Origin of the sequence: Extensimonas vulgaris, from assembly GCF_003337425.1 — a bacterium.
Taxonomy (GTDB): domain Bacteria; phylum Pseudomonadota; class Gammaproteobacteria; order Burkholderiales; family Burkholderiaceae_C; genus Extensimonas; species Extensimonas vulgaris.
The window spans coordinates 297912-320571 of the sequence record NZ_QPJU01000001.1; the positions used below are offsets into that span (position 1 = coordinate 297912).

General features: G+C 66.7%; 21 protein-coding genes. 18 read left to right on the plus strand and 3 right to left on the minus strand.

The features are described from left to right. Window position 1 precedes the first annotated feature (1 nt). The 10 genes from DFR45_RS01320 (at window position 2) to DFR45_RS01365 (ending at window position 10784) form a co-directional block, all read left to right on the plus strand. Window positions 2-799 carry an ABC transporter ATP-binding protein gene (locus DFR45_RS01320; protein ID WP_114481896.1) on the plus strand — a complete coding sequence of 266 codons (798 nt, stop codon included), beginning with the start codon at window positions 2-4 and terminating at the stop codon, window positions 797-799. After that, a complete protein-coding gene (locus tag DFR45_RS01325) occupies window positions 796-2766 on the plus strand; it encodes an AMP-dependent synthetase/ligase (protein ID WP_114481897.1) in 1971 nt (656 codons plus the stop codon). The genes DFR45_RS01320 and DFR45_RS01325 overlap by 4 nt, the downstream gene beginning before the upstream one ends. Continuing rightward, window positions 2763-3650 (plus strand): branched-chain amino acid ABC transporter permease, encoded by an 888-nt coding sequence (locus DFR45_RS01330; protein WP_114481898.1) that lies wholly within the window; start codon window positions 2763-2765, stop codon window positions 3648-3650. The genes DFR45_RS01325 and DFR45_RS01330 overlap by 4 nt, the downstream gene beginning before the upstream one ends. Window positions 3651-3654: 4 nt before the next feature. Continuing rightward, on the plus strand, window positions 3655-4707 hold the full coding sequence (locus tag DFR45_RS01335) for a branched-chain amino acid ABC transporter permease (protein WP_114481899.1): 1053 nt from the start codon (window positions 3655-3657) through the stop codon (window positions 4705-4707). A gap of 59 nt (window positions 4708-4766) precedes the next feature. Next, window positions 4767-5999, plus strand: a complete 1233-nt coding sequence (locus DFR45_RS01340) for an ABC transporter substrate-binding protein (RefSeq protein ID WP_114481900.1) — start codon at window positions 4767-4769, stop codon at window positions 5997-5999. After that, on the plus strand, window positions 5996-6835 hold the full coding sequence (locus DFR45_RS01345; RefSeq protein WP_241659380.1) for an ABC transporter ATP-binding protein: 840 nt from the start codon (window positions 5996-5998) through the stop codon (window positions 6833-6835). The genes DFR45_RS01340 and DFR45_RS01345 overlap by 4 nt, the downstream gene beginning before the upstream one ends. 30 nt (window positions 6836-6865) lie before the next feature. Beyond that, a complete protein-coding gene (locus tag DFR45_RS01350; RefSeq protein ID WP_114481901.1) occupies window positions 6866-7975 on the plus strand; it encodes a CaiB/BaiF CoA transferase family protein in 1110 nt (369 codons plus the stop codon). Window positions 7976-8092: 117 nt separating this feature from the next. Further along, window positions 8093-10084 carry a DNA topoisomerase IV subunit B gene (locus DFR45_RS01355; RefSeq protein ID WP_114481902.1) on the plus strand — a complete coding sequence of 664 codons (1992 nt, stop codon included), beginning with the start codon at window positions 8093-8095 and terminating at the stop codon, window positions 10082-10084. A 51-nt stretch (window positions 10085-10135) separates the two neighbouring features. Beyond that, window positions 10136-10426, plus strand: coding sequence for a nucleotidyltransferase family protein (locus tag DFR45_RS01360; RefSeq protein ID WP_114481903.1), 291 nt, complete (start codon window positions 10136-10138; stop codon window positions 10424-10426). Beyond that, window positions 10419-10784 (plus strand): HepT-like ribonuclease domain-containing protein, encoded by a 366-nt coding sequence (locus DFR45_RS01365; RefSeq protein WP_114481904.1) that lies wholly within the window; start codon window positions 10419-10421, stop codon window positions 10782-10784. Before DFR45_RS01360 ends, DFR45_RS01365 begins: the two co-directional genes overlap by 8 nt. A gap of 32 nt (window positions 10785-10816) precedes the next feature. Here the strand turns inward: DFR45_RS01365 and DFR45_RS01370 are convergent, their stop codons facing one another. Further along, on the minus strand, window positions 10817-11467 hold the full coding sequence (locus DFR45_RS01370) for an FMN-binding negative transcriptional regulator (protein ID WP_114481905.1): 651 nt from the start codon (window positions 11465-11467) through the stop codon (window positions 10817-10819). A 227-nt stretch (window positions 11468-11694) separates the two neighbouring features. On the opposite strand from DFR45_RS01370, the gene parC reads away from it, so the two are divergent. Both parC and DFR45_RS01380 read left to right on the plus strand, forming a co-directional pair. After that, complete coding sequence (parC, locus tag DFR45_RS01375; protein ID WP_114481906.1) at window positions 11695-14118, plus strand: DNA topoisomerase IV subunit A; 2424 nt, start codon at window positions 11695-11697, stop codon at window positions 14116-14118. A gap of 304 nt (window positions 14119-14422) precedes the next feature. Next, the gene (locus DFR45_RS01380) at window positions 14423-15307 is read left to right on the plus strand and encodes a thymidylate synthase (protein WP_114481907.1); all 885 of its coding nucleotides are present in this window, start codon (window positions 14423-14425) and stop codon (window positions 15305-15307) included. A 107-nt stretch (window positions 15308-15414) separates the two neighbouring features. Here DFR45_RS01380 and DFR45_RS01385 read toward each other — a convergent pair whose 3' ends face one another. Continuing rightward, a complete protein-coding gene (locus tag DFR45_RS01385) occupies window positions 15415-15747 on the minus strand; it encodes a type II toxin-antitoxin system HicB family antitoxin (RefSeq protein WP_114481908.1) in 333 nt (110 codons plus the stop codon). Continuing rightward, a complete protein-coding gene (locus DFR45_RS01390) occupies window positions 15744-15998 on the minus strand; it encodes a type II toxin-antitoxin system HicA family toxin (RefSeq protein ID WP_114481909.1) in 255 nt (84 codons plus the stop codon). Before DFR45_RS01390 ends, DFR45_RS01385 begins: the two co-directional genes overlap by 4 nt. A gap of 102 nt (window positions 15999-16100) precedes the next feature. On the opposite strand from DFR45_RS01390, the gene DFR45_RS01395 reads away from it, so the two are divergent. From DFR45_RS01395 to DFR45_RS01420, 6 genes are all read left to right on the plus strand, one after another. Then, entirely contained in the window at window positions 16101-16331 is a 231-nt protein-coding gene (locus tag DFR45_RS01395; protein ID WP_114481910.1) for a hypothetical protein, read from the plus strand. Window positions 16332-16428: 97 nt separating this feature from the next. After that, window positions 16429-18303, plus strand: a complete 1875-nt coding sequence (locus DFR45_RS01400) for a DNA recombination protein RmuC (RefSeq protein ID WP_114481911.1) — start codon at window positions 16429-16431, stop codon at window positions 18301-18303. A gap of 57 nt (window positions 18304-18360) precedes the next feature. Beyond that, window positions 18361-19389: a DMT family transporter gene (locus tag DFR45_RS01405; protein WP_144686921.1), complete on the plus strand. Its 1029-nt coding sequence runs from the start codon at window positions 18361-18363 to the stop codon at window positions 19387-19389. 88 nt (window positions 19390-19477) lie between these two features. Continuing rightward, window positions 19478-19996, plus strand: coding sequence for a dihydrofolate reductase (locus DFR45_RS01410; protein ID WP_114482183.1), 519 nt, complete (start codon window positions 19478-19480; stop codon window positions 19994-19996). 34 nt (window positions 19997-20030) lie between these two features. Continuing rightward, window positions 20031-20810 carry an exodeoxyribonuclease III gene (locus DFR45_RS01415; RefSeq protein ID WP_114481912.1) on the plus strand — a complete coding sequence of 260 codons (780 nt, stop codon included), beginning with the start codon at window positions 20031-20033 and terminating at the stop codon, window positions 20808-20810. A 62-nt stretch (window positions 20811-20872) separates the two neighbouring features. Then, window positions 20873-22450: a phospholipase D family protein gene (locus DFR45_RS01420; RefSeq protein WP_114481913.1), complete on the plus strand. Its 1578-nt coding sequence runs from the start codon at window positions 20873-20875 to the stop codon at window positions 22448-22450. The last annotated feature ends 210 nt before the right edge of the window (window positions 22451-22660 follow it).

The following is a 22660-nucleotide window of genomic DNA, read 5'->3' on the forward strand; positions in this document are numbered from 1 at the left end:
CATGGACAAAAACACCTCTGCAGGAGCCATCAAGGCCACGGTGCTCACAGCCCTGAATGTCACCTTGCGCTTCGGCGGCGTGACTGCGCTGTCGGACGTCTCCATCGCCGTGCGCGACGATGAACTGCTCGCGATCATCGGCCCCAACGGTGCCGGCAAGAGCTCGCTCATGAACGTGCTCAGCGGCTTTTACCTGCCGCAGGAAGGCAGCGTGCACTACCGCGGCGAGAGCATCAAAGGCCGCCCCGTGCACCAGATTGCGCGCGACGGCATCGTGCGCACCTTCCAGGGCACGCACCTGTTTTCCAACCTGAGCGTGATCGACAACATCCTCGTGGGCCGCTACAGCCTGATGCGCTCGGGCCTGCTGCAATCCTTCCTCTACTTCCCGTGGACGCAGCGCGAGGAGTCGCAGCACCGCGAGGTGGTCGAGGACATCATCGACTTCCTCGAAATCGAAAGCATCCGCCACCAACCCGTGGGCACGCTGGGCTACGGGCTGCGCAAGCGCGTGGATCTGGGCCGCGCGCTCGCGATGGAGCCCCAGGTCTTGCTGATGGACGAACCCATGGCCGGCATGAACACCGAAGAAAAAGAAGACCTTGCGCGCTTCATCATCGACGTGCGCGAAGCCAAGCACATCCCCGTGGTGCTCGTGGAGCATGACATGGGCGTGGTCATGGACCTGGCCGACCGCGTGGCCGTGCTCGACTTCGGCCGCAAGATCGCCGACGGCACGCCTGCGCAGGTGCAGGCTGACCCGGCCGTGATCAAAGCCTATCTGGGAGCCGCGGCATGAGCGCCCCCTCTTCCGTGATCCCCACGCTGCCGCAAACCCTGCTCGCGCACGCGCAAAACCACCCGCAGCGCCTGGCGCAGCGCGTCAAGCGCAAGGGCATCTGGCGCACCTACACCTGGAGCAACGTATTCGAGCGCGTGCGCAACATCGCCCTGGGCGCGGCGGCGCAAGGCCTGCAGCGCGGCGAAACCGTGGTCGTGATCGGTGAGAACGAACCCGAGCACTTCTGGGCGCTGTTCGCCGCGCAGTCCCTCGGCGCCAAGACCGTCTCGGTCTATCCCGACGCCACGCCCGACGAGCTCCACTACCTCTGCGAAGACTCCGAGGCGCGCTTCATCTTCGCGCAAGACCAGGAGCAGGTGGACAAGGCGCTCGCGGTGCTCGACCGGCTGCCCGACATCCGCGGCATCGCCTACTGGGACGACGCGGGCATGTGGTCGTACCGGCACCCGCTGCTGCTGTCGCTGGACACCTTGAGCGCCGAGGGCGCACGCCAGCACGAGCGCCAGCCGCAACGCTTCGCGCGTGAAGTCGCCGACGGCCGGGCCGACGACCTGGCGCTGCTGACCTACACCTCGGGCACCACGAGCAAGCCCAAGGGCGTGATGATCAGCCACCGCTGGCTCATAGACAACGCTCTGCGCATGAAGAGCGCGCTGCCGCTGCAAGAGGGCATGGAATACCTCTCGTACACGCCGCTGGCCTGGGTCACCGAGCAGTTGCTGGGCGTGACGCTGGGCCTGATCACGCCCCTGGTGGTGAACTTCCCGGAGGCGCCCGACCAGGTCTTGCCCAACCTGCGCGAGCTCGCGCCGCACATCGTGCTGTTTGGCCCGCGCCAGTGGGAAAACATCGCCGCGACCATCGAGGCGCGCATGCTCGACGCGAGCTGGCTCGCGCGCCGCACCTACCGCTGGGGTCTGCGCATCGGCCACGACGTGCATGTGGCGCGGCTCGAAGGGCGCGCCGCGCCGCTCGCCTCGCGCCTGCTGCTGCCGCTGGCCGAGGCGCTGGTGCTGCACCCGCTGCGCGACCAGTTCGGGCTCATCCACGCCAAAGTCGCGGTCTCGGGCGGCACGGCCATGGCGCCCGACGTGTTCCGTCTGTTCCACGCCATGGGCGTGGGCCTGCGCAACGTCTATGGCTGCTCGGAGTTCGGCCTGATCGCGGGCCACCGCGGCGAACGCTACGACCTCGAGACCGTGGGCCCGCTGCTCGACGTCGATCCGGCTTTTGGCGAGCCGCTGCAGACGCGCATCGCCGACAACGGCGAGCTGCAGTTGCGCGGCGGCACGGGGTTTTTGGGCTACTGGCACAAGCCCGACAAGACCGCGGCAATGGTTCGCGACGGCTGGTTCCTCACGGGGGATGCGGTGCGCCAGACCGAGCGCGGCGAGCTCGTCTATCTCGACCGTGTCGAGCACCTCGTCAAGCTCGCGAGCGGCCACCTGTACCCGCCACAGTTCATCGAAACACGTCTGCGCTTTTCGCCCTACATCAAGGACGTGATGGTGCTCGGTGACGCCACGCGCCCCTGGGTCGGCGCGCTGATCAACATCGACATGGCCGTCGTAGGCCGCTGGGCCGAGGAGCGGCGCATCGCGTTCTCGACCTTCACCGACCTGTCGCAGCGCCCCGAGGTGCGCGAACTCGTGCGCGAGGAGATCCGCCGCATCAACCAGTTCCTGCCCGAGGGCTCGCGCGTGGTGCGCTTTGCCAACTTTCCCAAGGAGCTCGACCCCGACGAAGGCGAACTCACGCGCACGCGCAAGCTGCGCCGTGAATTCCTCGCGCAGCGCTACCAAGCACTCATCGAGGGCTTGTATGCAGGAGCCGCAGAGATCCCCTGCGAGATCGCCGTGACCTATCAAGACGGCCGCCAAGGCGTGCTGCGCGCCACCGTCGTCGCCACCGACATCGAACCCCAGACCGCAGGGGGACGCAACGCCCGGAGTGCCCAAGCATGATGACCGAATTCTTCAACTACACGCTCAATGGCGCCCTGCTCGGGCTGCTGTACGCGCTCGTGGCCATGGGCTTCGTCGTGATCTACCGCGCGAGCAAGGTCTTCAACATGGCCGTGGGCGAGATGATCGTGCTCGGCGCCTTTTTGCTCTGGTGGGCGATCCAGTCGCGCGGCATGCATCCGGCACTGGGCATAGGCGTGGCGCTGCTGATCGCGGTCGTGGTCGGCTTGCTGATCGAGCGGCTGCTGTTTCGGCGCCTGATCGGCGAGTCGGTGTTCTCGATGATCATGGTCACCATCGGCCTCTTGATCCTGATGCGCGGTCTGGTGCTCGTGATCTGGGGCCCGCAGGAGCGGCAGTTCCCGGCGATCTTCCCGCTCGCGCCGCTGATCGTGTTCGACATGATCGTGCCGCGCTCACTCGCCGCGGGCGGCGTCATCGCGGTGCTCGCCGCGTTGGGGCTGCACTGGTTCTTCAACCACAGCCGCAGCGGCCTGGCCATGTCAGCGGTGGCCGAAGACCACCAGATCGCCCTCTCCATGGGCATCAGCGTGCGCCGCTCGATCGCCTTTGCCTGGGCGCTGGGTGGCGTGCTCTCGGTCGTCACCGCCATGGTCTATCTGAGCGGCAAGTCGCTCACCTTCCTGTCCTCGGAAATCGGCTTTGCCGCGCTGCCCGTGGCGCTGCTCGCGGGCCTCGAGTCGATCGCCGGCCTGCTGCTCGCCGGCCTCATCGTCGGCATCGTGCAAGGGCTGACTTCCGCCTACATCGACCCACTGATCGGCGGCAACGCCGCTGCGGTGGTGCCCTACATCTTCATGCTGGTGGTGCTGGTGGTGCGTCCTACCGGCATGTTCGGCTGGAAACGCATCGAAAGAGTCTGACACCATGGATCCCTCCGGCATCTTCCCCACGAGCTACGCGCAAGACCGCGCCCTGATACGTACGCGCCCCCAATGGGTGGTGTTCTGGCTGTTCATCGTGCTGCTCTTTTTGTACCCCTGGCTGGCATCGGCACGCCTATTGGCCGTGGCCAACCTCATCCTGGTGACCTCCATCGTCGTGATCGGCCTGCAGATCACCACGGGCTACGCAGGGCAGATCAACCTCGGCCAGGCAGCCTTCATGGGCGTGGGCGCCTACGCCGCGAGCGTGATCGCCACCAAGACGGCGCTGCCTTTTTGGCTCGCCGTGCCCATGGGCGGCCTCGTCGCCGGGTTTTCGGGCTGGCTGTTCGGCCTCACGGCGGCGCGCATCAAGGGTTTTTACCTGGCCCTGACGACCATCGCGGCGCAGTTCATCTTCCACTTCCTGGTGCTGAACCTGCCCTCGGCCTGGCTCGGCGGCGTGACCGGCTTCAGTCTGCAGCCCGCGCGCCTGGGCAGCATCGTGTTCGACACCGACCGCTCGCTCTATTACCTGTTCCTTGTCGTCACCATGGTCATGGTGTTCGGTGCCTTCGGCATCCTGCGCAGCCGCCACGGCCGCGCCTTCGTGGCCGTGCGCGACGACGACGTGGCCGCGGGCATGATGGGCATAGACGTGGCCGGTGCCAAGTCGCGCGCCTTCGTGCTCGGTGCGTTCTATGCAGGCATAGGCGGCGCTCTGTGGGCCTACCAGGTGCGCTACGTCTCGGTCGATCAGTTCACGCTGTTTCACTCGATCTGGTTCATCGCAATGATGATCGTGGGCGGCCTGGGCTCCATCGTCGGCGCCGTGCTCGGCACGGTGCTGATCCGCGGCGTGCAGGAGACCATCACCAGCCTCGGCCCCGACCTGGTCGAGCGCATCCCCAGCCTCAGCAGCGACCTGGTTTTTGCCAGCATGAACGTCTTTCTGGGTTTGATCATCACGCTGTTTCTGCTGCTCGAACCCAAAGGCCTGATGCACCGCTGGAACATCCTCAAACTCAACTACCGGCTCTGGCCGTTCCATCACTGACTTCCTGCAACCCCCCTTTTCCCATTTTTTCGTCCCTCAGCAACTACCTGGAGACTTTCATGCAACGCAACACCTTTCTCAAACTCTCGGCCGCGCTGGCTGCAGGTCTGGCCCTGAGCGCCCCGGCGCTGGCCCAGACCAAGACCATCAACATCGCTGGCCTCGCCGACTTCGCCGGGCCCTACGCCAACGTCATGCCCGAGATGGCCGGCGCGCGTGCCGCCGTGTTCGAGTGGTGGAACAAAGAGGTCGGCAGCAAGCTCAATGCGCAGATCGCCGTCAAGACCTACGACACGCGCTACGACGTCGCGCAGACCTCCAGCCTGTGGCCCGGCATCAAGGCAGAGCTCAAACCCGTGGTCGTCCTCGGCCTGGGCGGCAGCGACGCCGCAGCACTGCAACAGCGCCTGCCCGAAGACAAAATCCCCATGCTGCTGGCCACCGCCACCTACGGCTTCGGCTGGAAGCCCAACCAGTGGGCCTTGAACCTGCGCCCCACCTACGCGCACGAGGCTGGCGCGTTCATCGAGTGGTATCGCGCCACCAAACTCGAAGGCAAGCGCCCGGTCAAGGTGGGCATCATCACGTCGGAAGCGACGCCGGCCTATGCGGACCAAGCCAAGGGCCTGCAAAGCTACGCCAAAGCGCACCCGGACAAAGCCACGTTCGTCGAAGCCATCTGGACCGAGGTGCAGCCCACCGACATCACGCTGCCCGTGCGCCGGCTGGCCAATGCCGGCACCGACGTGATCGTGATCCAGACCAACACCGCGCAGGCCGTAGCCACCAAGCGTGCGCTGCAGGCGCTGGGCAAAAACATTCCCATCGTGCTGTCGCTGCACAATGGCCTCGCAGCCTCGTCCAAAGCGCTGGGCAGCCCGAACGGCTTTGCGGGTGACTATGAAGCCGGCGCCATCGCCGACGCGAGCGACAGCGACACGCCGGCGCGCAGGTTCTACCGCATGCTGCAAGAAAAATACGGCCTCAAATCGGGCTGGAACGCGATGACCATCATGGGCCTGGCGCAAAGCATGGCTGCCGCACGCGCCATCGAGCACACGATCAAGAGCCAGGGCGCCGACAAGGTCACGGGCCAGACGGTGTACGACACCCTCATGAAGACCAAGTTCACCAGTGCCGAGCTCATGGGCATCATGGCGGGCATGGACTTCAGCCCCGAAAACCCCTTCCCCACGGCCAGCTCCAAGCTCAACATCGTGACCATGAAGGAAGACGGCAAAGTCGTGCGGGCCGCCGGCGACATCCCCATGCCCACGGTGCCCAAGTGGTGACAGCGCAAGCGCAGACCCAAGCCGGGGTGGCGACCCCGGCCGCATTGCTCGCGCTCTCCAACGTCGAGGTGCTTTATTCAGAGGTCATCCTCGCGCTCAAGGGCGTATCGCTGCAGATTCCCGCGGGCGGCTGCGTCGCGCTGCTGGGCGCCAACGGCGCGGGCAAGAGCACCACGCTCAAGGCCATCTCGGGCGTGATCGACTCGGAGGACGGGCGCGTTTCGGGCGGCAGCATCACTTTTGCCGGCCAACCCATTCACGGGCTGGACCCGGCGACCGTGGTGCGCAGCGGGCTCGTGCACGTGATGGAGGGCCGGCGCGTGCTGCAACACATGACAGTGGAGCAAAACCTCATCATCGGTGGGCACATGTTCCCGTCCGCACGCGCGATGCGCGCGGCGCTGGAACGTGTCTATGAGGCCATCCCGCGCCTGGCCGACCTGCGCAAACGCACCTCGGGCTACCTCTCGGGCGGCGAGCAGCAAATGCTCGTGATCGGCCGCGCCATCATGGCCCAGCCCAAGCTCATGCTGATCGACGAGCCCTCGCTGGGCCTCGCGCCGCGCATGACCGACGAGGTCTTCGCCGTGCTGCGCAAGCTGCGCGCGCAAGGGCTTGCGCTGCTGATCGTCGAGCAGAATACGCGCGTGGCGCTCGAGATCGCCGACTACGGCTACGTCATGGAAAGCGGGCGCATCGTGCTCGAAGGGCAGGCGCAGGAGCTGCGCGACAATGAGGACGTGCGCGAGTTCTACCTCGGCCTGGACCGCGAAGGCGCCCGCAAGAGCTTCCGCGACATCAAACACTACAAACGCCGCAAGCGCTGGCTCGGCTGAAACAGCAACATCGAACCCAAGGAGATCTTCATGAGTGGCCCCCTCAAAGGCTTGAAAATCATCGAATTCGGCGGCATCGGCCCCGGCCCCTTTTGCGCCATGCTGCTGTCGGACATGGGCGCGGACGTGATCCGGCTCGACCGCAAGGCCGACAAAGGCAAGGATCGCGGCCCGGCGGCCTTTCTTGCGAGCGGCCGCCGCGGCGTGTTGCACCGCGGCCGGCGTTCGGTCGCGGTCGATCTCAAAGACCCGCAAGACAAAGAAAAGGTGCTGCAGCTGATCGACGGCGCCGACGCCATCATCGAGGGCTATCGCCCCGGCGTGATGGAGCGCCTGGGCCTGGGGCCGGACGTGCTGCTCGCACGCCATCCGCGCCTGGTCTATGGCCGCATGACGGGCTGGGGGCAGGACGGCCCCATGGCGCAGGCCGCGGGGCACGACATCAACTACATCGCACTCTCGGGCGCGCTCAGCACCATTGGCCGCGCGCAAGGCGGCCCGGTGGCGCCGCCCGCGATGATCGGCGACCTCGGCGGCGGCGGCATGATGCTGGCCTTCGGCATCGTCTGCGCCTTGCTCGAAGCGCGCAACTCGGGCAAGGGTCAGGTGGTCGATGCCGCCATCGTGGACGGCGCGGCGCTGCTGACTTCCATCGTCTGCGACCTCAAGGCGCTGGGCTTGTGGCAAAACAAGCTGCAGTCCAACCTGCTCGACGGCGGCGCGCATTTTTACGACACCTACGAGTGCGCCGACGGCCAGTGGATCTCGATCGGCTCGCTCGAGCCGCAGTTCTACACCCTGCTGCTCGAAAAGCTCGGCATCACCGACCCCGACTTCGCACTCTCGCGCCAGCGCGACCCTGCCGCCTGGCCCGAGCTCAAGCGCAAGATCGCCGACATCTTCCGCAGCCAACCGAGTAGCCACTGGCGCGATCTGCTCGAAGGCACGGACGTGTGCTTTGCGCCCGTGCTCACGATCGAAGAAGCCGCGCAGCACCCGCACAACCGCGCGCGCGGCACCTTCTTCGAACGCGAAGGCATCCTGCAGCCTGCGCCCGCACCGCGCTTCAGCCGCACGGTGCCCGAGCAACCCGGGCCCGCGCCTTACATCGGCGAGCACGATGACGAAATATTGCAGTAAGTACGCACACTTCGCACTACGAAAGCCGCAGCAAGCTGCGGCTTTTTTGTGCGCCATTGGGTGCAAAAACTGGTCATTCATACAGCCTTTTGCCCCGCCGCACTACAATCCGCGGCCATGGCAAGCAAAGCTTCAACCGTTACCACCAGCGCGTATGCCGAGAGCTCTATCCGCGTGCTCAAGGGGCTCGAGCCCGTCAAGCAACGCCCGGGCATGTACACGCGCACCGACACCCCGCTGCACATCGTGCAGGAGGTGCTGGACAACGCCGCCGACGAGGCGCTCGCGGGCTTTGGCAAGCGCATCAAGCTCACGCTGCACGCCGACGGCTCGGTGAGCATCGAGGACGACGGGCGCGGCATCCCCTACGGCCTACACCCTGAAGAAAACGCCCCCGTGATCGAACTCGTGTTCACGCGCCTGCACGCGGGCGGCAAGTTCGACAAGGGCCAGGGCGGCGCGTACAGCTTTTCGGGCGGCTTGCACGGCGTGGGCGTGAGCGTAACCAACGCGCTCGCACGCCGGCTCGAAGTGACGAGCTACCGCGACGGACAGGTCGCGCGCATCGTGTTTGCCGGCGGCGACGTGCTCGAGCCGCTCAGCGTGCGCCCGAACCAGGGCAGCGCCGAGGGCGACCGCAAGCAAGGCACCACGGTGCGCGTGTGGCCCGACGGCCGCTACTTCGAGTCCGACGCGCTGCCGCTGGGCGAGCTGGTACACCTGCTGCGCAGCAAGGCCGTGCTCATGCCCGGCGTCACGGTGCAGCTCATCGACGAAAAGAAAAAAGACAGCCAGACCTGGCAATACAAGGGCGGTCTGCTCGACTATTTGCAGCAAAGCCTGAGCGCCGAGCCCGTAATCCCGGTGTTCGAGGGCGCGGGCTTCGCCGACGCCGGCCACGACAGCTTTGCCGAGGGCGAAGGCGCGGCCTGGGCCGTGGCCTTTACCGAAGAAGGCGCGCCGGTGCGCGAGAGTTACGTCAACCTGATCCCCACGAGCGCCGGCGGCACGCACGACAGCGGCCTGCGCGACGGGCTGTTCCAGGCCGTGAAGAGCTTCATCGAACTGCACGCGCTGCTGCCCAAAGGCGTCAAGCTCCTGCCCGAAGACGTGTTTGCACGCGCGAGCTACGTGCTCTCGGCCAAGGTGCTCGACCCGCAGTTCCAGGGCCAGATCAAGGAGCGCCTGAACTCGCGCGACGCCGTGCGCCTGGTTTCGAGCTTCGTGCGCCCGGCGCTGGAGCTGTGGCTCAACCAGCATGTCGAATACGGCAAAAAGCTCGCTGAACTCGCCATCAAGGCCGCGCAAAGCCGCCAGAAGGCCGGCCAGAAGGTCGAAAAGCGCAAGGGCTCGGGCGTGGCCGTGCTGCCGGGCAAGCTGACCGACTGCGAAAGCCGCGACCTGCGCTACAACGAGCTCTTTCTGGTCGAAGGCGACAGCGCCGGCGGCAGCGCCAAAATGGGGCGCGACAAGGAGTCGCAGGCCATCTTGCCGCTGCGCGGCAAGGTGCTCAACACCTGGGAGGTCGAGCGCGACCGCCTGTTCGCCAACGCCGAAGTGCACGACATCGCCGTGGCCATAGGCGTGGATCCGCACGGCCCGCACGACAGCCCCGACCTGTCGGGCCTGCGCTACGGCAAGGTCTGCATCCTGAGCGACGCCGACGTCGATGGCTCGCACATCCAGGTGCTGCTGCTGACGCTGTTTTTCCGCCACTTTCCCAAGCTCATCGAAGCCGGGCATGTGTACGTGGCGCGCCCGCCGCTGTACCGCGTCGATGTGCCCGCGCGCGGCAAAAAGCCCGCGAGCAAACACTACGCGCTCGACGAAGGTGAGCTCGCCGCGATCCTCGACAAATGCGCCAAGGAAGGCGTGCCGCGCGAAAAATGCCAGATCAGCCGCTTCAAAGGGCTGGGCGAAATGAGCGCCGAACAACTGTGGGAAACCACCCTCAACCCCGACACGCGCCGCCTGCTGCCCGTACAGCTGGGCGACCTCGACTTCGCCACCACCGAAGCACGCATCACCCAACTCATGGGCAAGGGCGAAGCCGCCGCACGCCGCGAGCTGATGGAGCTGCGCGGCGATGCGGTGGAGGTGGATGTGTGATCGCTGCCGCCGCATAATCGATGCCCCTTTGCCACCACCGGAGGCCATGCGATGAACCGACGCCAGACCCTGGAAACCCTGGCACGGGCCAAGCCCGTGCTGCAAGAGCGTTACGGTGTCAGGCGGTTGGCCCTGTTCGGCTCCACCGCCCGGGGCGACGCCCGTGGTGACAGCGATGTGGATGTGCTGGTGGCGTTCGACGGCCCGGCAACTTCCGACCGGTATTTCGGCGTGCAGTTTTATCTGGAAGACGAATTGGGCTGCGCCGTGGACCTCGTGTCAGACAAGGCGCTGCGCCCCGAGCTGCGCCCCTATGTCGAGCAAGATGCCGTCGATGTCTGAACCCACTCGCGCCTGGGCCTTCTACATAGACGACATGATCGCCTTTGCCGAAAAGGTGGTGCATTACACCCGAGGGCTCGACCAGAACGCTTTTGAAACGAGTCCGCTCCACCAAGACGCTACGCTGCGCAATCTGGAGCTGATCGGTGAAGCGGCAACCCACATTCCCACCGACATCAGGGCACTGTATCCCGATATTCCCTGGCGGCGTATCGTGGCAACGCGCAATCGGCTGATCCATGCCTATCTGGGCATCGATCCTGACACCGTGTGGAGCATCGTCCGTGACGATGTTCCCAGTTTGCTCGCCCGGTTGCATGACATGAAAAACCGGTTAGAACGATCGAGTCGTCAGTAACCATGACGGCATGCACTTGCCGCATCGCCCCCTCAACGCACCGCCCGCCCCCGCGCCGCTTCTTCGACCAAAGCCGCCATGGCCAGGTCATCGGCGCCCGCGCGCTCGCGCAGGCCGTGCGCCACGCCGGCCTGGTTTTCCGGCACCTGGTTCTGGCTCGCCTTCCACTTGCCCGTGAGGCGCGTGATAGTGATCTCTATGCCCACGACGGCACTGAACATTTTTTCGATGTAGTCGGCCGGTGCGTCGTCGATCTGCCAGGGCTGAGCGGAGGCGGCCTCGTGCTGCGCCGTGAGCGCCGCGAGGTGCGCGCGCAGCCAGGCCCGGTCATCGACCGCGCGCAGCGCACCATGGGCATGCACCACGGCGTAGTTCCAGGTTGGCACGGCCTTGCCCGTTTGTGCCTTGGTGGGGTACCAGCCGGGCGTGATGTAGGCGTCGGGCCCGTGGAAGATCGCGAGCGCATCAGTGCCCGAGGCGCATTCGCGCCAGAGCGGATTGGCCCGCGCGACATGGCCGCGCAGCGTGCCCAGCGGGCCGTCCTCTGGCGAGAGGTGCAGCGGAATGTGGTTGGCATCGAGCCCGCCCGCCGCCAGCGTGACCAAGGTAGCCAGTGGCCGCGCACGCATGAGCGCGTGCAAAACTTCGGTGCGCGGCTCGGAAAAATGGGCAGGGAGGTACATGGTGGACGATCCTCAACAAAATAGTCAGCAACATTCTTATCACCTGGACTTACGCAAACAAGGATGCAGCAAAGTGCTTTGCCATTGGGGCGTGCGCCTTGCCTGACCTCGATTTGCGTAAGTCGTGACCACTTGTCCACGATTTTTTCCTGAACAGGTTCTCAAAAAGCCTTCACAGCAGATGCCGGCTTTCCAGCAAGCCTCTGCCCTGCACAGACAATACGCCCATGTCAGAAACACCGCCCCCCACGCTGAACCCCACCCCAGCCCCGCCCGCCGACCCCGACAGCCTGGCCGCCTATGCCGAGCGCGCTTACCTCGAATACGCTTTGAGCGTGGTCAAGGGTCGGGCGCTGCCCGATGTGTGCGACGGGCTCAAGCCGGTGCAGCGGCGCATTCTGTATGCGATGCAGCGCATGGGCCTGGGCTGGGGCGGCGCGAACAGCAACACGCCGCCCAAGCCCGTGAAAAGCGCGCGCGTGGTGGGCGACGTGCTCGGGCGCTTTCACCCGCACGGCGACCAGGCCGCTTACGAGGCGCTGGTGCGCCTGGCGCAGGATTTTGCGCAGCGCTACCCGCTGATCGACGGGCAGGGCAACTTCGGCAGCCGCGACGGCGACAGCGCCGCGGCCATGCGCTACACCGAGGCGCGGCTCGCGCGCATCAGCACGCTGCTGCTCGACGAGATCGACCAGGGCACGGTGGACTTCGTGCCCAACTACGACGGCTCGACCGAAGAGCCGCGCCAGCTGCCCGCGCGCCTGCCCTTCGTGCTGCTCAACGGCGCCAGCGGCATTGCCGTGGGCATGGCGACCGAAATCCCCAGCCACAACCTGCGCGAAGTGGCCGACGCCTGCGTGGCGCTGGTCAAGAACCCCGCGCTGAGCGACGACGAACTCTTCACCCTGCTGCCCGGCCCCGACTACCCCGGCGGCGGGCAGATCATCAGCCCCGCGGCCGACATCCGGGACGCCTACCGCACGGGCCGCGGCAGCCTCAAGGTGCGCGCGCGCTGGAAGATCGAAGACCTCGCGCGCGGCCAGTGGCAGCTCGTGGTGACCGAGCTGCCGCCCGGCGTGAGCGCGCAGAAAGTGCTCGAGGAAGTCGAGGAACTCACCAACCCCAAGCTCAAGGCCGGCAAAAAAACCTTGACGCAAGAGCAGACGCAACTCAAGGCCAGCATCCTGGCGGTGCTCGACGGCGTGCGCGACGAATCGAGCAAGGACGCACCCGTGCGCCTGGTGTTCGAGCCCAAGAGCAGCCGCATCGCGCAGGCCGAGCTCATCTCGCAGCTGCTCGCGCACACCAGCCTCGAAACGTCCGCGCCCATCAACCTGACCATGGTGGGCTTGGACGGCAGGCCCACGCAAAAAAGCCTGCGCCAGATGCTGCAGGAGTGGATCAGCTTCCGCCAGGACACCCTCACGCGGCGCTCGCGCCACCGCCTGGCCAAGGTGCTCGACCGCATCCACATCCTCGAAGGGCGGCAGATCGTGCTGCTGAACATCGACGAGGTGATCGCCATCATCCGCGCGAGCGACGAGCCCAAGGCGGCGCTGATGGCGCGCTTTCACCTGAGCGACCGGCAGGCCGAGGACATCCTCGAAATCCGCCTGCGCCAGCTCGCGCGGCTGGAGGCGATCAAGATCGAGCAGGAATTGCAGGAGCTGCGCGCAGAGCAAGCGCGCCTCGAAGACATCCTGGCGCAGCCGGCGAGCCTGCGCCGGCTCATGGTCAAGGAGATCGAAGCCGACGCCAAGACTTTTGCCGACGCGCGCCGCACGCTGATCCAGGCCGAGAAAAAAGCCGTCGCCGAAGTCAAGGTGATCGACGAGCCCGTCACCGTGGTGGTGTCGGCCAAAGGCTGGGTGCGCGCGCGCAGCGGCCACGGCCACGACGCCGCGGGCTTTGCGTTCAAGGCCGGCGACGGGCTGTACGGCACCTTCGAGTGCCGCACGGTGGACACGCTGCTCGTGCTCGGCAGCAATGGGCGCGCGTACAGCGTGCCCGTGGCCAGCCTGCCCGGCGCGCGCGGCGACGGCCAGCCCATCACCACGCTGATCGAGCTCGAACCCGGCACGCAGCCCGTGCATTACTTTGCCGGGCCAGCGCAGGCCACGCTGCTGCTGTCGGGCTCAGGCGGCTACGGCTTTTTGGCCACCGTCGAAGACATGGCCTCGCGCCACAAGGCGGGCAAGGCCTTCGTCACGCTGGCCGAAGGCGAGACGCTGTGTGCGCCGGCGCTGGTCAGCGGCGCTCAGGTCGTGCGCCGCGCCGCGCTCGACGGCAGCATCATCGCCCCGCCCACCACGCCCGAGGGCACACCGCTGCCCGGCGCGCTGGCCCCGGCCACGCAGGTGTGCTGCGTGTCGGCGCTCGGGCGCATCCTCACGTTCGAGCTGGCCGAGCTCAAGCTCCAGCCCAAAGGCGGGCGCGGCCTGATGCTCATGAGCCTGGAAGGCAGCGACACCCTGGCCGGCGCCGCAGGCTACACGCGCAGCGTGCGCGTCGAAGGCCTCGCGCGCGGCGGCAGACCGCGCGCCGAGACGCTCGAGATCCGCAGCCTGAACAACGCCCACGCCGCGCGCGCGCGCAAGGGGCGCGAGGCAAACTTCGGCTTCAAGCCCACGGGCGTGATGCGCATCGAATAATCTCTGGACTGTGACGCAAACTAGTGTAGTGTTTGATGCTTGATGCGACAAATAAAACCGATGGATTTTTGGTCTGGGCAAGGCGCAAACCGCAGCGATATCGGGTGGTATCGCGAGGATTTGCAACGCGGCCCGGGCCGAAAAGACGCGGTTTTATGTCGCAGATAGCGTCGAACACTGCACTAGGATGCAGCGCGGTGTTATGCCATGGGGCGAGCGCCCTGCCTCACCCCGATTTGCGTCAGTGAATCTGTTGTGCGCCGAGCGACATCGGCCACCCCCCTCTTTTGCCCCCTCTCGCACCATGACGACGCCCACGCCTCCATCCACCCTCACCAGCCCCGCCGCCGCGCGCCCCGTGCGCTCGCAATACGAAGACTTCATGCGCCACGTGTTCACGCACGGCGTGCACAAGGGCGACCGCACGGGCACGGGCACGCGCAGCGTGTTCGGCTACCAGATGCGCTTCGACCTGCGCGAGGGCTTTCCGCTGGTCACGACGAAAAAGGTGCACTTCAAGTCCGTCGCGCTCGAGCTGCTGTGGTTTTTGCGTGGCGATAGCAACGTGCGCTGGCTGCAGGAGCGCGGCGTGACGATCTGGGACGAATGGGCCGGCCCCGACGGCGACCTCGGCCCCGTCTATGGCGTGCAGTGGCGCAGCTGGCCCGCGCCCACGCCCGAAAACCCGCACGCCGCCATAGACCAGATCAGCGCCGTGATCGCCACCCTCAAGACCAACCCCGACTCGCGCCGCATCATCGTGAGCGCCTGGAACGTGGCCGAGCTCGACAAAATGGCCCTCATGCCCTGCCACGCCTTCTTCCAGTTCTACGTGGCCCCGCCGCAAACGCCCGGCGCGCGCGGCACGCTGAGCTGCCAGCTCTACCAGCGCAGCGCCGACATCTTCCTCGGCGTGCCCTTCAACATCGCGAGCTACGCGCTGCTCACGCACATGGTGGCGCAGCAGTGCGACCTGGACGTGGGCGACTTCATCTGGACCGGCGGCGACTGCCACATCTACAGCAACCACACCGAGCAGGTGCAAACCCAACTCGCGCGCACGCCCTACCCCTACCCCGAACTACACCTGCGCCGCCGCCCGCCGAGCATCTTCGACTACGAATTCGATGACTTCCAACTGCGCGACTACCAGCACCACCCGGCGATCAAGGCGCCGGTGGCGGTGTAGGGGGTTTGCGAATAGGGGGCAAAAATGCCGCTAGTGCTGTCTATCAAGCGCAAGATGCTACTTTTAGCGGAGCTATTCATTGGGCGCACGCCATGCTCGAATTGCGCTCAGCCATGGGCCGCTTCTTGAATGACCTCGGTCGCCCACTGGTTCAGGCTCTTGCCCGCGGCCTGCGCAGCCATCAGGGCCGCGCCATGCACTTCGGGCGGCACGCGCAGCATGAGCTTGCCCGAGGCGGGCTTTTCCGGCTTGACGCCTCGTTCCTCGCAATCTGCGAGGAAGTCGTCGATGGCATCCGCCATCGCTTGACGCAGCTCATCCACCGTCTCTCCATGAAAGCTGATGATGCTGCGCAGCCCGAGCACGCGGCCGATGAAAATATTGTCCCGCTCGTCGAACTCGATGCGGGCTGTATAACCCTTGTACGTCATGGTGTTCATGGCTTGACTCCTACCCGTTCCAACAACTCGCGCACCTCCTCGACTTGGTATCGTTTGGCCTCCTTGCCGGGATGGGGGCGATGACAGAGCCACTGCTCGCCGCGCAGCACGATCTTGACACGCGAGCCGGCGCGCTCATGCACTTCACCCCCAAGGGCGACAATCAAGGCCTCGATGTCGGCAAAGACGATGGCGGACGATGTCGGCTTGGCAAAAATAGACAGCAAAGTCTTGCGCTGCTTCGTATTCACGCCCCAATGCTAGCAAATAATGATTGCATTTGCCTCCCAAAATTTGGGGAGTTCGGGACTGCATCTCTACCATCCCATGACACGTCGCCACACGCCACCCCCATGCTCACTCCTCGCCCACCGTCCAAGCGCATAGAAATCACCGCCTTGCTCGGCATAGGCGCCTTGCTGCTCTTCATTGCCCTATTCCTCGACCCCATCGGTAATAGCCCGGACACGGGGGTCTTCGACTTGGGAACGCGCGGCACGAAGTGGCTGCTGGGTATTTTGGGCGCCGGCTTTGTCGCGGCTGGCGTCGGTGCGATCTGCAAAGCAAAAGGCACCAAAGAGTAAAGCATCAAAATGCCATATAGCGCTCATATATCAAGCGCATGCAGCTATCAATAGCGTAGTTCTAGAACATTCCTCCCCCTCCCCTCAAGGACTCCCTATGGGCGACCCCGGACTTTTCTTCATCATTGGTACGAGCGCGCTGCTCGTGCTCGTCGTGCTGCTGCAACTGGCGCTGCTGCTGCGCAAGCCGCGCTGGGAGACGCCCGCGGACTTGCTAGCGCGGCTCGGGGTGCTGGAGCAGAACCTGCAGGCGCTCGCGCAGGCCAGTGCGCGCAGTGAGGCGCGCAGCGAGGCGGGCAGCGAGCGCGTGGAGCAGCAGTTGCGCGCCTTGACGCAGAGCACCGCGCAGAGCCTGGAGGCCACGCGCGAGGCCGTGGGCGCGAAGCTCGACGGCAAGCTCGACCAGACGCTGGCCGAGGCGCGCAACGGGCGCGGCGAGCTGCTCGCGGCGCAGCGCAGCTTCGAAGCCAAGCTCGAGCAGCGCATCGGCGGCTTCGACGCCTCGATGGGCGGGCGCTTCGATTCGCTGCAGCTGGCCTTGCTCGGGCGACTCGACGAATCGGGCAAGGCGCAGCTGGCCCTGGCAGCACAGGCGCAGACCGAAGCCGCCGCGGCGCGCAAGGAGCTGGCCGAGACGCTGCACGCCTTTCGCGCCGAACTCGGCGCCACGCTGCAGCAGCTGGTCGCCGAGACGCAGGCCGCGCGCGCAGCGCTCGCGCAGAGCGCGGCCGCGTTCGAGCAGCAGATCGAACAGCGCTTCGAAGCGCTGCGCAGCGCCACGCAGGCCACGCTCGATTCGCTCAAGGCCGACGTGGGCACGCAGCTGGGCGTGCTCTCCACCGCGCTCAAGGACCAGCTCCAAGGCCACGGCAGCCAGCTGCGCCAGCAGTTTTCCACGCTGCAAGAAACCCTCGCGCAGCAGCTCGCCGCGCTCGCGCAGGGCGCGCAGCACAATTCCGAGCAACTGCGCAGCGCGCTCAACGAGCGCCTCGCGGCGATCCAGGCCGACAACAGCGCCAAGCTCGAGGCCATGCGCCGCACCGTCGATGAAAAGCTGCACGCCACGCTGGAGCAGCGCCTGGGCGACTCGTTCAAGCTCGTGAGCGAGCGGCTCGAACAGGTGCACGCGGGCCTGGGCGAGATGAAAACCCTCGCGGGCAGCGTGGGCGACCTCAAGCGCGTGATGACCAACGTGCGCACGCGCGGCACCTGGGGCGAAATCCAGCTCGGCGCGATCATCGAGAGCCTGCTCACGGCCGAACAGTTCGGCCAGAACGTCAAGACCGTGCCCGGCAGCAACGATCTGGTCGAATACGCGATCAAGATGCCCGGCAAGAGCGCCGACGAGACGGTGTGGCTGCCGATCGACTCCAAGTACCCAATCGAGCACTACCAGCGCCTGCTCGACGCGCACGAGGCGCTCGACGGCGCGCAGGTGCAGCAGGCGGCCGCGGCATTCGAGGCCTCGATCCGCCAGGAAGCGAAAAAAATCGCCACCAAGTACCTGAGCCCGCCGCACACGACCGACTTTGCCATCCTGTTTCTGCCTACCGAGGGACTGTTTGCCGAAGTCTGCCGCGTGCCGGGCATGGTCGAGGCGCTGCAAAACGACTACCGCGTGGTCGTCGCGGGCCCGACCACGCTCGCGGCCATGCTCAACAGCCTGCGCCTGGGCTTTCGCACGCTGGCGATCGAAAAGCGCTCGTCCGAAGTCTGGAACCTGCTCGCGGGCGTCAAGACGGAATTCCGCAAGTTCGGCGAGATCGTCGATTCCACGCGCCGCTCGATCGACGCCGCCGCAAACAAATTCAAGGACATCGGCGTGCGCACGCGCGCCATCGAACGCAAACTGCGCGACGTGGAGGAGCTGCCCGCAGCCGAAGCGTCAGACCTGCTGGGCGCCGAGGCGCTGGGGCTGGACGAGGAAGAGGACGCAGAGAACGCAGGCGCGGCGGAAAAGGTCAAGGGCTGAACCCGCGCGACAATGCCACGCCCGCCGCCACCCCACCAACCATCGCCCCGCGCATCCATGATCACCCGCCGCCAACTCTGGGGCCTGCTCGCGCTCACGCTCATGTGGGGCGTGAACTGGCCCATGATGAAGCTCTCGCTGCAGCAGCTCACGCCCCTGTATTTCCGCGCGAGCACCATGCTGCTCGGCGCGGCCTGGCTGTTCATCTATCTGGCCCTGCGCACGGGCGCGCGCATGTGGCCGCGCGGGCGCGAGTGGGGCGCCATCGTGCTGCTGGGGCTGCCCAACGTGCTGGGCTGGCACACCTTGTCGATCTTCGGCGTGCAGGAGCTCGCCTCGGGGCGCGCGGCCATCCTGGGCTTTACCATGCCCATCATCACCGTGGTGCTGGGCGCCCTGTTCTTTGCCGAGCCCATCACCCCGCGCGTGCGCCTGGCGGTGCTGTGCGCGGCGCTCGCCATCGGCCTGCTGCTGTGGAACGAACTGCAAAGCCTGAGCGGCCGCCCCACGGGCGTGGCCTGGATGCTGGGCGCGGCGCTGTGCTGGTCCATCGGCACGCTGATGTTCCGGCGCGCGCACCTCACGCTCTCGCCCCTGGTGGTCACGGTGTGGATGCTGCTGCTGGGCGCGCTCGCGCTGTGGCCGCTGGCGCTGCTGCTCGAGCCCGTGCCGCACGTGGCGGCGTTTTCGGCGCCGATGTGGATCAGCCTTGCCTATGGCGTGCTGGTCAACTACGGCGTCGCGCAGCTGATCTGGTTCAGCATGGCACGCAACCTGCCCCCCGCCGTCAGCGGCATGAGCGTGCTCGCCATCCCGCTCGTGGGCACGCTCAGCGCCACTTTCATCGTGGGCGAGCGGCCGCACTGGCAGGACTGGCTCGCCATGCTGTTCGTGATGCTCGCCATCGCCAGCGTGCTCTGGCCCGCGCGCCGGGCCAAGGTGACTGCCACAGAACCCCTTGCCCAGCCGCCGGCCGCACCTCCGGCCGCACCTCCGGCCACACCTGCTGCCGCCCCGCTCGCAGCACCAGCCCCTGAGCCGCCCGCCGCTCCGCAGGCCACAAGCCCCACAGGCACCGCACAATAGCGGCATGTCTGCCCCAACCCCTTCCCAGCTTTATCCGCCTTCTGCGTCCACCCCAGGCTGCGCCGCGCCCTGCGCGCAGCCGCCCACGCTGCAGGTGTGCCTGATCTTCGCGCGCGCCGCCAATGGCGTGATCGGCCACCAGGGGCGCATGCCCTGGCACCTGCCCGAAGATTTGGCGCACTTCAAGCAGCTCACGCTGGGCGCGCCCGTGATCATGGGGCGCAAGACCTGGGACTCGCTGCCGCCGCGCTTTCGCCCCCTGCCGGGCCGGCGCAACATCGTGCTTACGCGCCAGCCAGATTGGCATGAAAATGGCGCAGAGCGCGCATCCGACTTGCGTGAGGCGCTGCAATCATGCGAGCAACCTGGCACCGTCTGGGTGATCGGCGGCGCGCAGGTCTATGCCCAGGCCCTGCCGCTGGCCACGCGCATCGAGGCCACCGAAATCGCGCAGGACTTCCCCGGCGATGCCTTTGCCCCTACGCTCGGGCCCGAATGGGCAGAAACGGCGCGCAGCACGCACCAGAGCGCCAGCGGCCTGCCGTTCAGCTTCGTGCGCTACGAGCGCAAAGGCGCCGCGGATGACTCCTTGATCCATAGCGCCTAGCGCTTGATATATCTGCCATAGAGGCCAAAATCGTATGCAACTCGCCACCTGGAACGTCAACTCCCTCGCAGTGCGCCTGCCGCAGGTGCTCGACTGGCTCGCGCGCAACCCCGTCGATGTGCTGTGCCTGCAGGAGCTCAAGCTCACCGCGGACAAATTCCCCGCCGAGGCCTTCCGCGAAGCCGGCTACGAAGCCGCGGTGTTCGGCCAGCGCACCTACAACGGCGTTGCCACCTTGAGCCGCACGCCCTTGCGCGACGTGGTCCAAAACATCCCCGGCTTTGCCGACGACCAGGCGCGCGTCCTCACCGCCACGGTGGACACGGCCGCGGGGCCGCTGCGCGTGGTCAATGCCTACGTGGTCAATGGCCAGGAGCCTGGCTCGGAGAAGTTCGCCTACAAAATGCGCTGGCTCGAGGCGCTGCGCGACTGGCTGCGCGGCGAGCTTGCGGCCCACCCGCGGCTGGTGCTCATGGGCGACTTCAACATCGCGCCTGAAGACCGCGACTCCTACGACCCCGAGGGCCTGCGCGAGACCATCCACCACACGACGCAGGAGCGCGAACATTTCCGCGCGCTGCTGCAACTGGGCTTGGTCGATGCCTTCCGCCTGTTCGAGCAGCCCGAAAAAAGCTATTCGTGGTGGGACTACCGCATGCTCGCGTTCCCGAAGAACCGCGGCCTGCGCATAGACCACATCCTCGTGAGCGAAGCCCTGCGTCCCGCCGTGCGCGCCTGCACCATCGACCGTGCGCAGCGCAAGGTGCGCCCGCCGAGCGACCACGCGCCAGTGCTCGTGACGCTTTCTTTTTGAGAGCTTCTTGCGCTTATTTCACCTAGGAAAATGGCCGATTTGATCCAAATTTACAGGCGCAAATGCGAGCGATGCTGCGCTGGCTGCTGATCGCGCTCGCGCTGCTGGCGCTGCTCTCGGCGCTCGCGTTGTGGTCCTGGGGGCAGCTCGCGCGGCGCGCGCAAGGGCCCCCGGCGCACGCGCTGGCGCCGCAGCCCGACGCCACGGCGCTCGATCGGCTCGTCGCGCCGCTGCTCGCCGCGCACCCCGATGCAAGCGCGGCGGCGCTCGTCACGCGCAACGTGCAGGCCTTCACGCTGCGCGCGCAGACCGCGCGCGCGGCGCAGCGCAGCCTGGACGTGCAGTACTACATCTGGCGCGACGACCTCACGGGCCGGCTGCTCAAAAACGAGCTGCTCGCCGCCGCCGAACGCGGCGTGCGCGTGCGCCTGCTGATCGACGACATGAACACCGCCGGGCGCGACGACCTGCTGCTCGCGATGGACGCGCACCCGCAGCTCGAAGTGCGCCTGTTCAACCCCGCGCGCAACCGCAGCACCACGCTGCGGCGCGCGATCGAAATGGGGCTGCGCTTCGTGAGCGTGAACCGGCGCATGCACAACAAAGCCTGGATCGCCGACGGCCGCGTGGCGCTGGTCGGCGGGCGCAACGTGGGCGACGAGTATTTCGACGCGGCGCAGCAGGTCAACTTCCACGACGCCGACCTGCTGCTGCTCGGCCCCGCCGTGGCGCAGGCGAGCGCGATCTTCGACGCGTTCTGGAACAGCGCCGAAGTGATCCCGCTGCGCGCGCTGCACCCTGGCGCGCCGGCCGCGGACGCCGGGCAGCTGCAGCGGCGCCGCAGCGCCTGGCTGCAGCAGGCGCGCGCGTCCGACTACCTGCACCAAGTCCAGCAGGCCCCGCCGCTCGCCGACAGCCTGCACGGCGCGCTGCGCCTGCACTGGACGCCGCAGCTGCGCGTGCTCTCCGACCCGCCGCAAAAGGCTGCCCCCTTCGCCAGCCGCCGCGCGCCCGCGCACTGGTTGATGTACGACCTGCAGGCGCTGCTCTACAGCGCGCGGCGGGAAAACTGGCTGGTTTCGCCCTACTTCGTGCCCGGCGAGGCGGGGACGCTGCTGTTCGCAGGCCAGGCCGCGCGCGGCATGGACGTGCGCGTGCTGACCAATTCGCTCGCCGCCACCGACGTGGCCGTGGTGCACGCGGGCTACCTGCGCTACCGCCCGGCGCTGCTCGCCGCGGGCGTGCATTTGTACGAGCTGCGCCGCGGCAGCGCCGAAAGCACGTACCGCATGGGCAGCAGCGGCGCGAGCCTGCACACCAAGGCGGTGGTGGTCGATGGCCAGCGCGGCTTCGTGGGCTCGTTCAACTTCGACCCGCGCTCGGCGCAGCTCAACACCGAAATGGGCGTGATGTTCGACGACGCCGCGCTCGCCGCCGAAGTGCGCGCCATGGTGGCGCACGCCATGCAACCCGCCGCGAGCTACGGACTGCAACGCGACGCGCAAGGCGGGCTGCGCTGGCTCGGCACGCCCGACGCGCAAGGCACGCGCCAGGCGCTGGACACCGAACCCGACACCGAATTCTGGCAACGCGCCCTCGTGCGCGTGCTCAGCTGGCTGCCGATAGAGTCGCAGTTGTAGCTACCATAAAAGTAGCTGCTTGCGCTTATCCAGACTACACAAACTGGCAATTTCTTTATAAATCCAAATTCTCCATGAGGCAGCGCTTCGGGCCTATACGGGCGCTGGCGGACGGCGAACAGGCATTGCGGCCAAGGCGGAGAAACCCGTCATTGCGAGCCCCGCAGGGGCGCGGCAATCCAGTCCCGTCCTATGCAGCGTGCGCAGGCG

Bases quoted from the DNA above. Each gene is read 5' to 3' on its own strand.
- DFR45_RS01325 (WP_114481897.1), top strand. From the start codon at position 796: ATGAGCGCCCCCTCTTCCGTGATCCCCACGCTGCCGCAAACCCTGCTC.
- DFR45_RS01405 (WP_144686921.1), top strand. From the start codon at position 18,361: ATGATCACCCGCCGCCAACTCTGGGGCCTGCTCGCGCTCACGCTCATG.
- DFR45_RS01395 (WP_114481910.1), top strand. From the start codon at position 16,101: ATGCTCACTCCTCGCCCACCGTCCAAGCGCATAGAAATCACCGCCTTG.
- DFR45_RS01380 (WP_114481907.1), top strand. From the start codon at position 14,423: ATGACGACGCCCACGCCTCCATCCACCCTCACCAGCCCCGCCGCCGCG.
- DFR45_RS01335 (WP_114481899.1), top strand. From the start codon at position 3,655: ATGGATCCCTCCGGCATCTTCCCCACGAGCTACGCGCAAGACCGCGCC.
- DFR45_RS01420 (WP_114481913.1), top strand. From the start codon at position 20,873: ATGCGAGCGATGCTGCGCTGGCTGCTGATCGCGCTCGCGCTGCTGGCG.
- DFR45_RS01350 (WP_114481901.1), top strand. From the start codon at position 6,866: ATGAGTGGCCCCCTCAAAGGCTTGAAAATCATCGAATTCGGCGGCATC.
- DFR45_RS01370 (WP_114481905.1), bottom strand. From the start codon at position 11,467: ATGTACCTCCCTGCCCATTTTTCCGAGCCGCGCACCGAAGTTTTGCAC.
- parC (WP_114481906.1), top strand. From the start codon at position 11,695: ATGTCAGAAACACCGCCCCCCACGCTGAACCCCACCCCAGCCCCGCCC.
- DFR45_RS01320 (WP_114481896.1), top strand. From the start codon at position 2: ATGGACAAAAACACCTCTGCAGGAGCCATCAAGGCCACGGTGCTCACA.
- DFR45_RS01355 (WP_114481902.1), top strand. From the start codon at position 8,093: ATGGCAAGCAAAGCTTCAACCGTTACCACCAGCGCGTATGCCGAGAGC.
- DFR45_RS01340 (WP_114481900.1), top strand. From the start codon at position 4,767: ATGCAACGCAACACCTTTCTCAAACTCTCGGCCGCGCTGGCTGCAGGT.
- DFR45_RS01360 (WP_114481903.1), top strand. From the start codon at position 10,136: ATGAACCGACGCCAGACCCTGGAAACCCTGGCACGGGCCAAGCCCGTG.
- DFR45_RS01385 (WP_114481908.1), bottom strand. From the start codon at position 15,747: ATGAACACCATGACGTACAAGGGTTATACAGCCCGCATCGAGTTCGAC.
- DFR45_RS01330 (WP_114481898.1), top strand. From the start codon at position 2,763: ATGATGACCGAATTCTTCAACTACACGCTCAATGGCGCCCTGCTCGGG.
- DFR45_RS01415 (WP_114481912.1), top strand. From the start codon at position 20,031: ATGCAACTCGCCACCTGGAACGTCAACTCCCTCGCAGTGCGCCTGCCG.
- DFR45_RS01400 (WP_114481911.1), top strand. From the start codon at position 16,429: ATGGGCGACCCCGGACTTTTCTTCATCATTGGTACGAGCGCGCTGCTC.
- DFR45_RS01365 (WP_114481904.1), top strand. From the start codon at position 10,419: ATGTCTGAACCCACTCGCGCCTGGGCCTTCTACATAGACGACATGATC.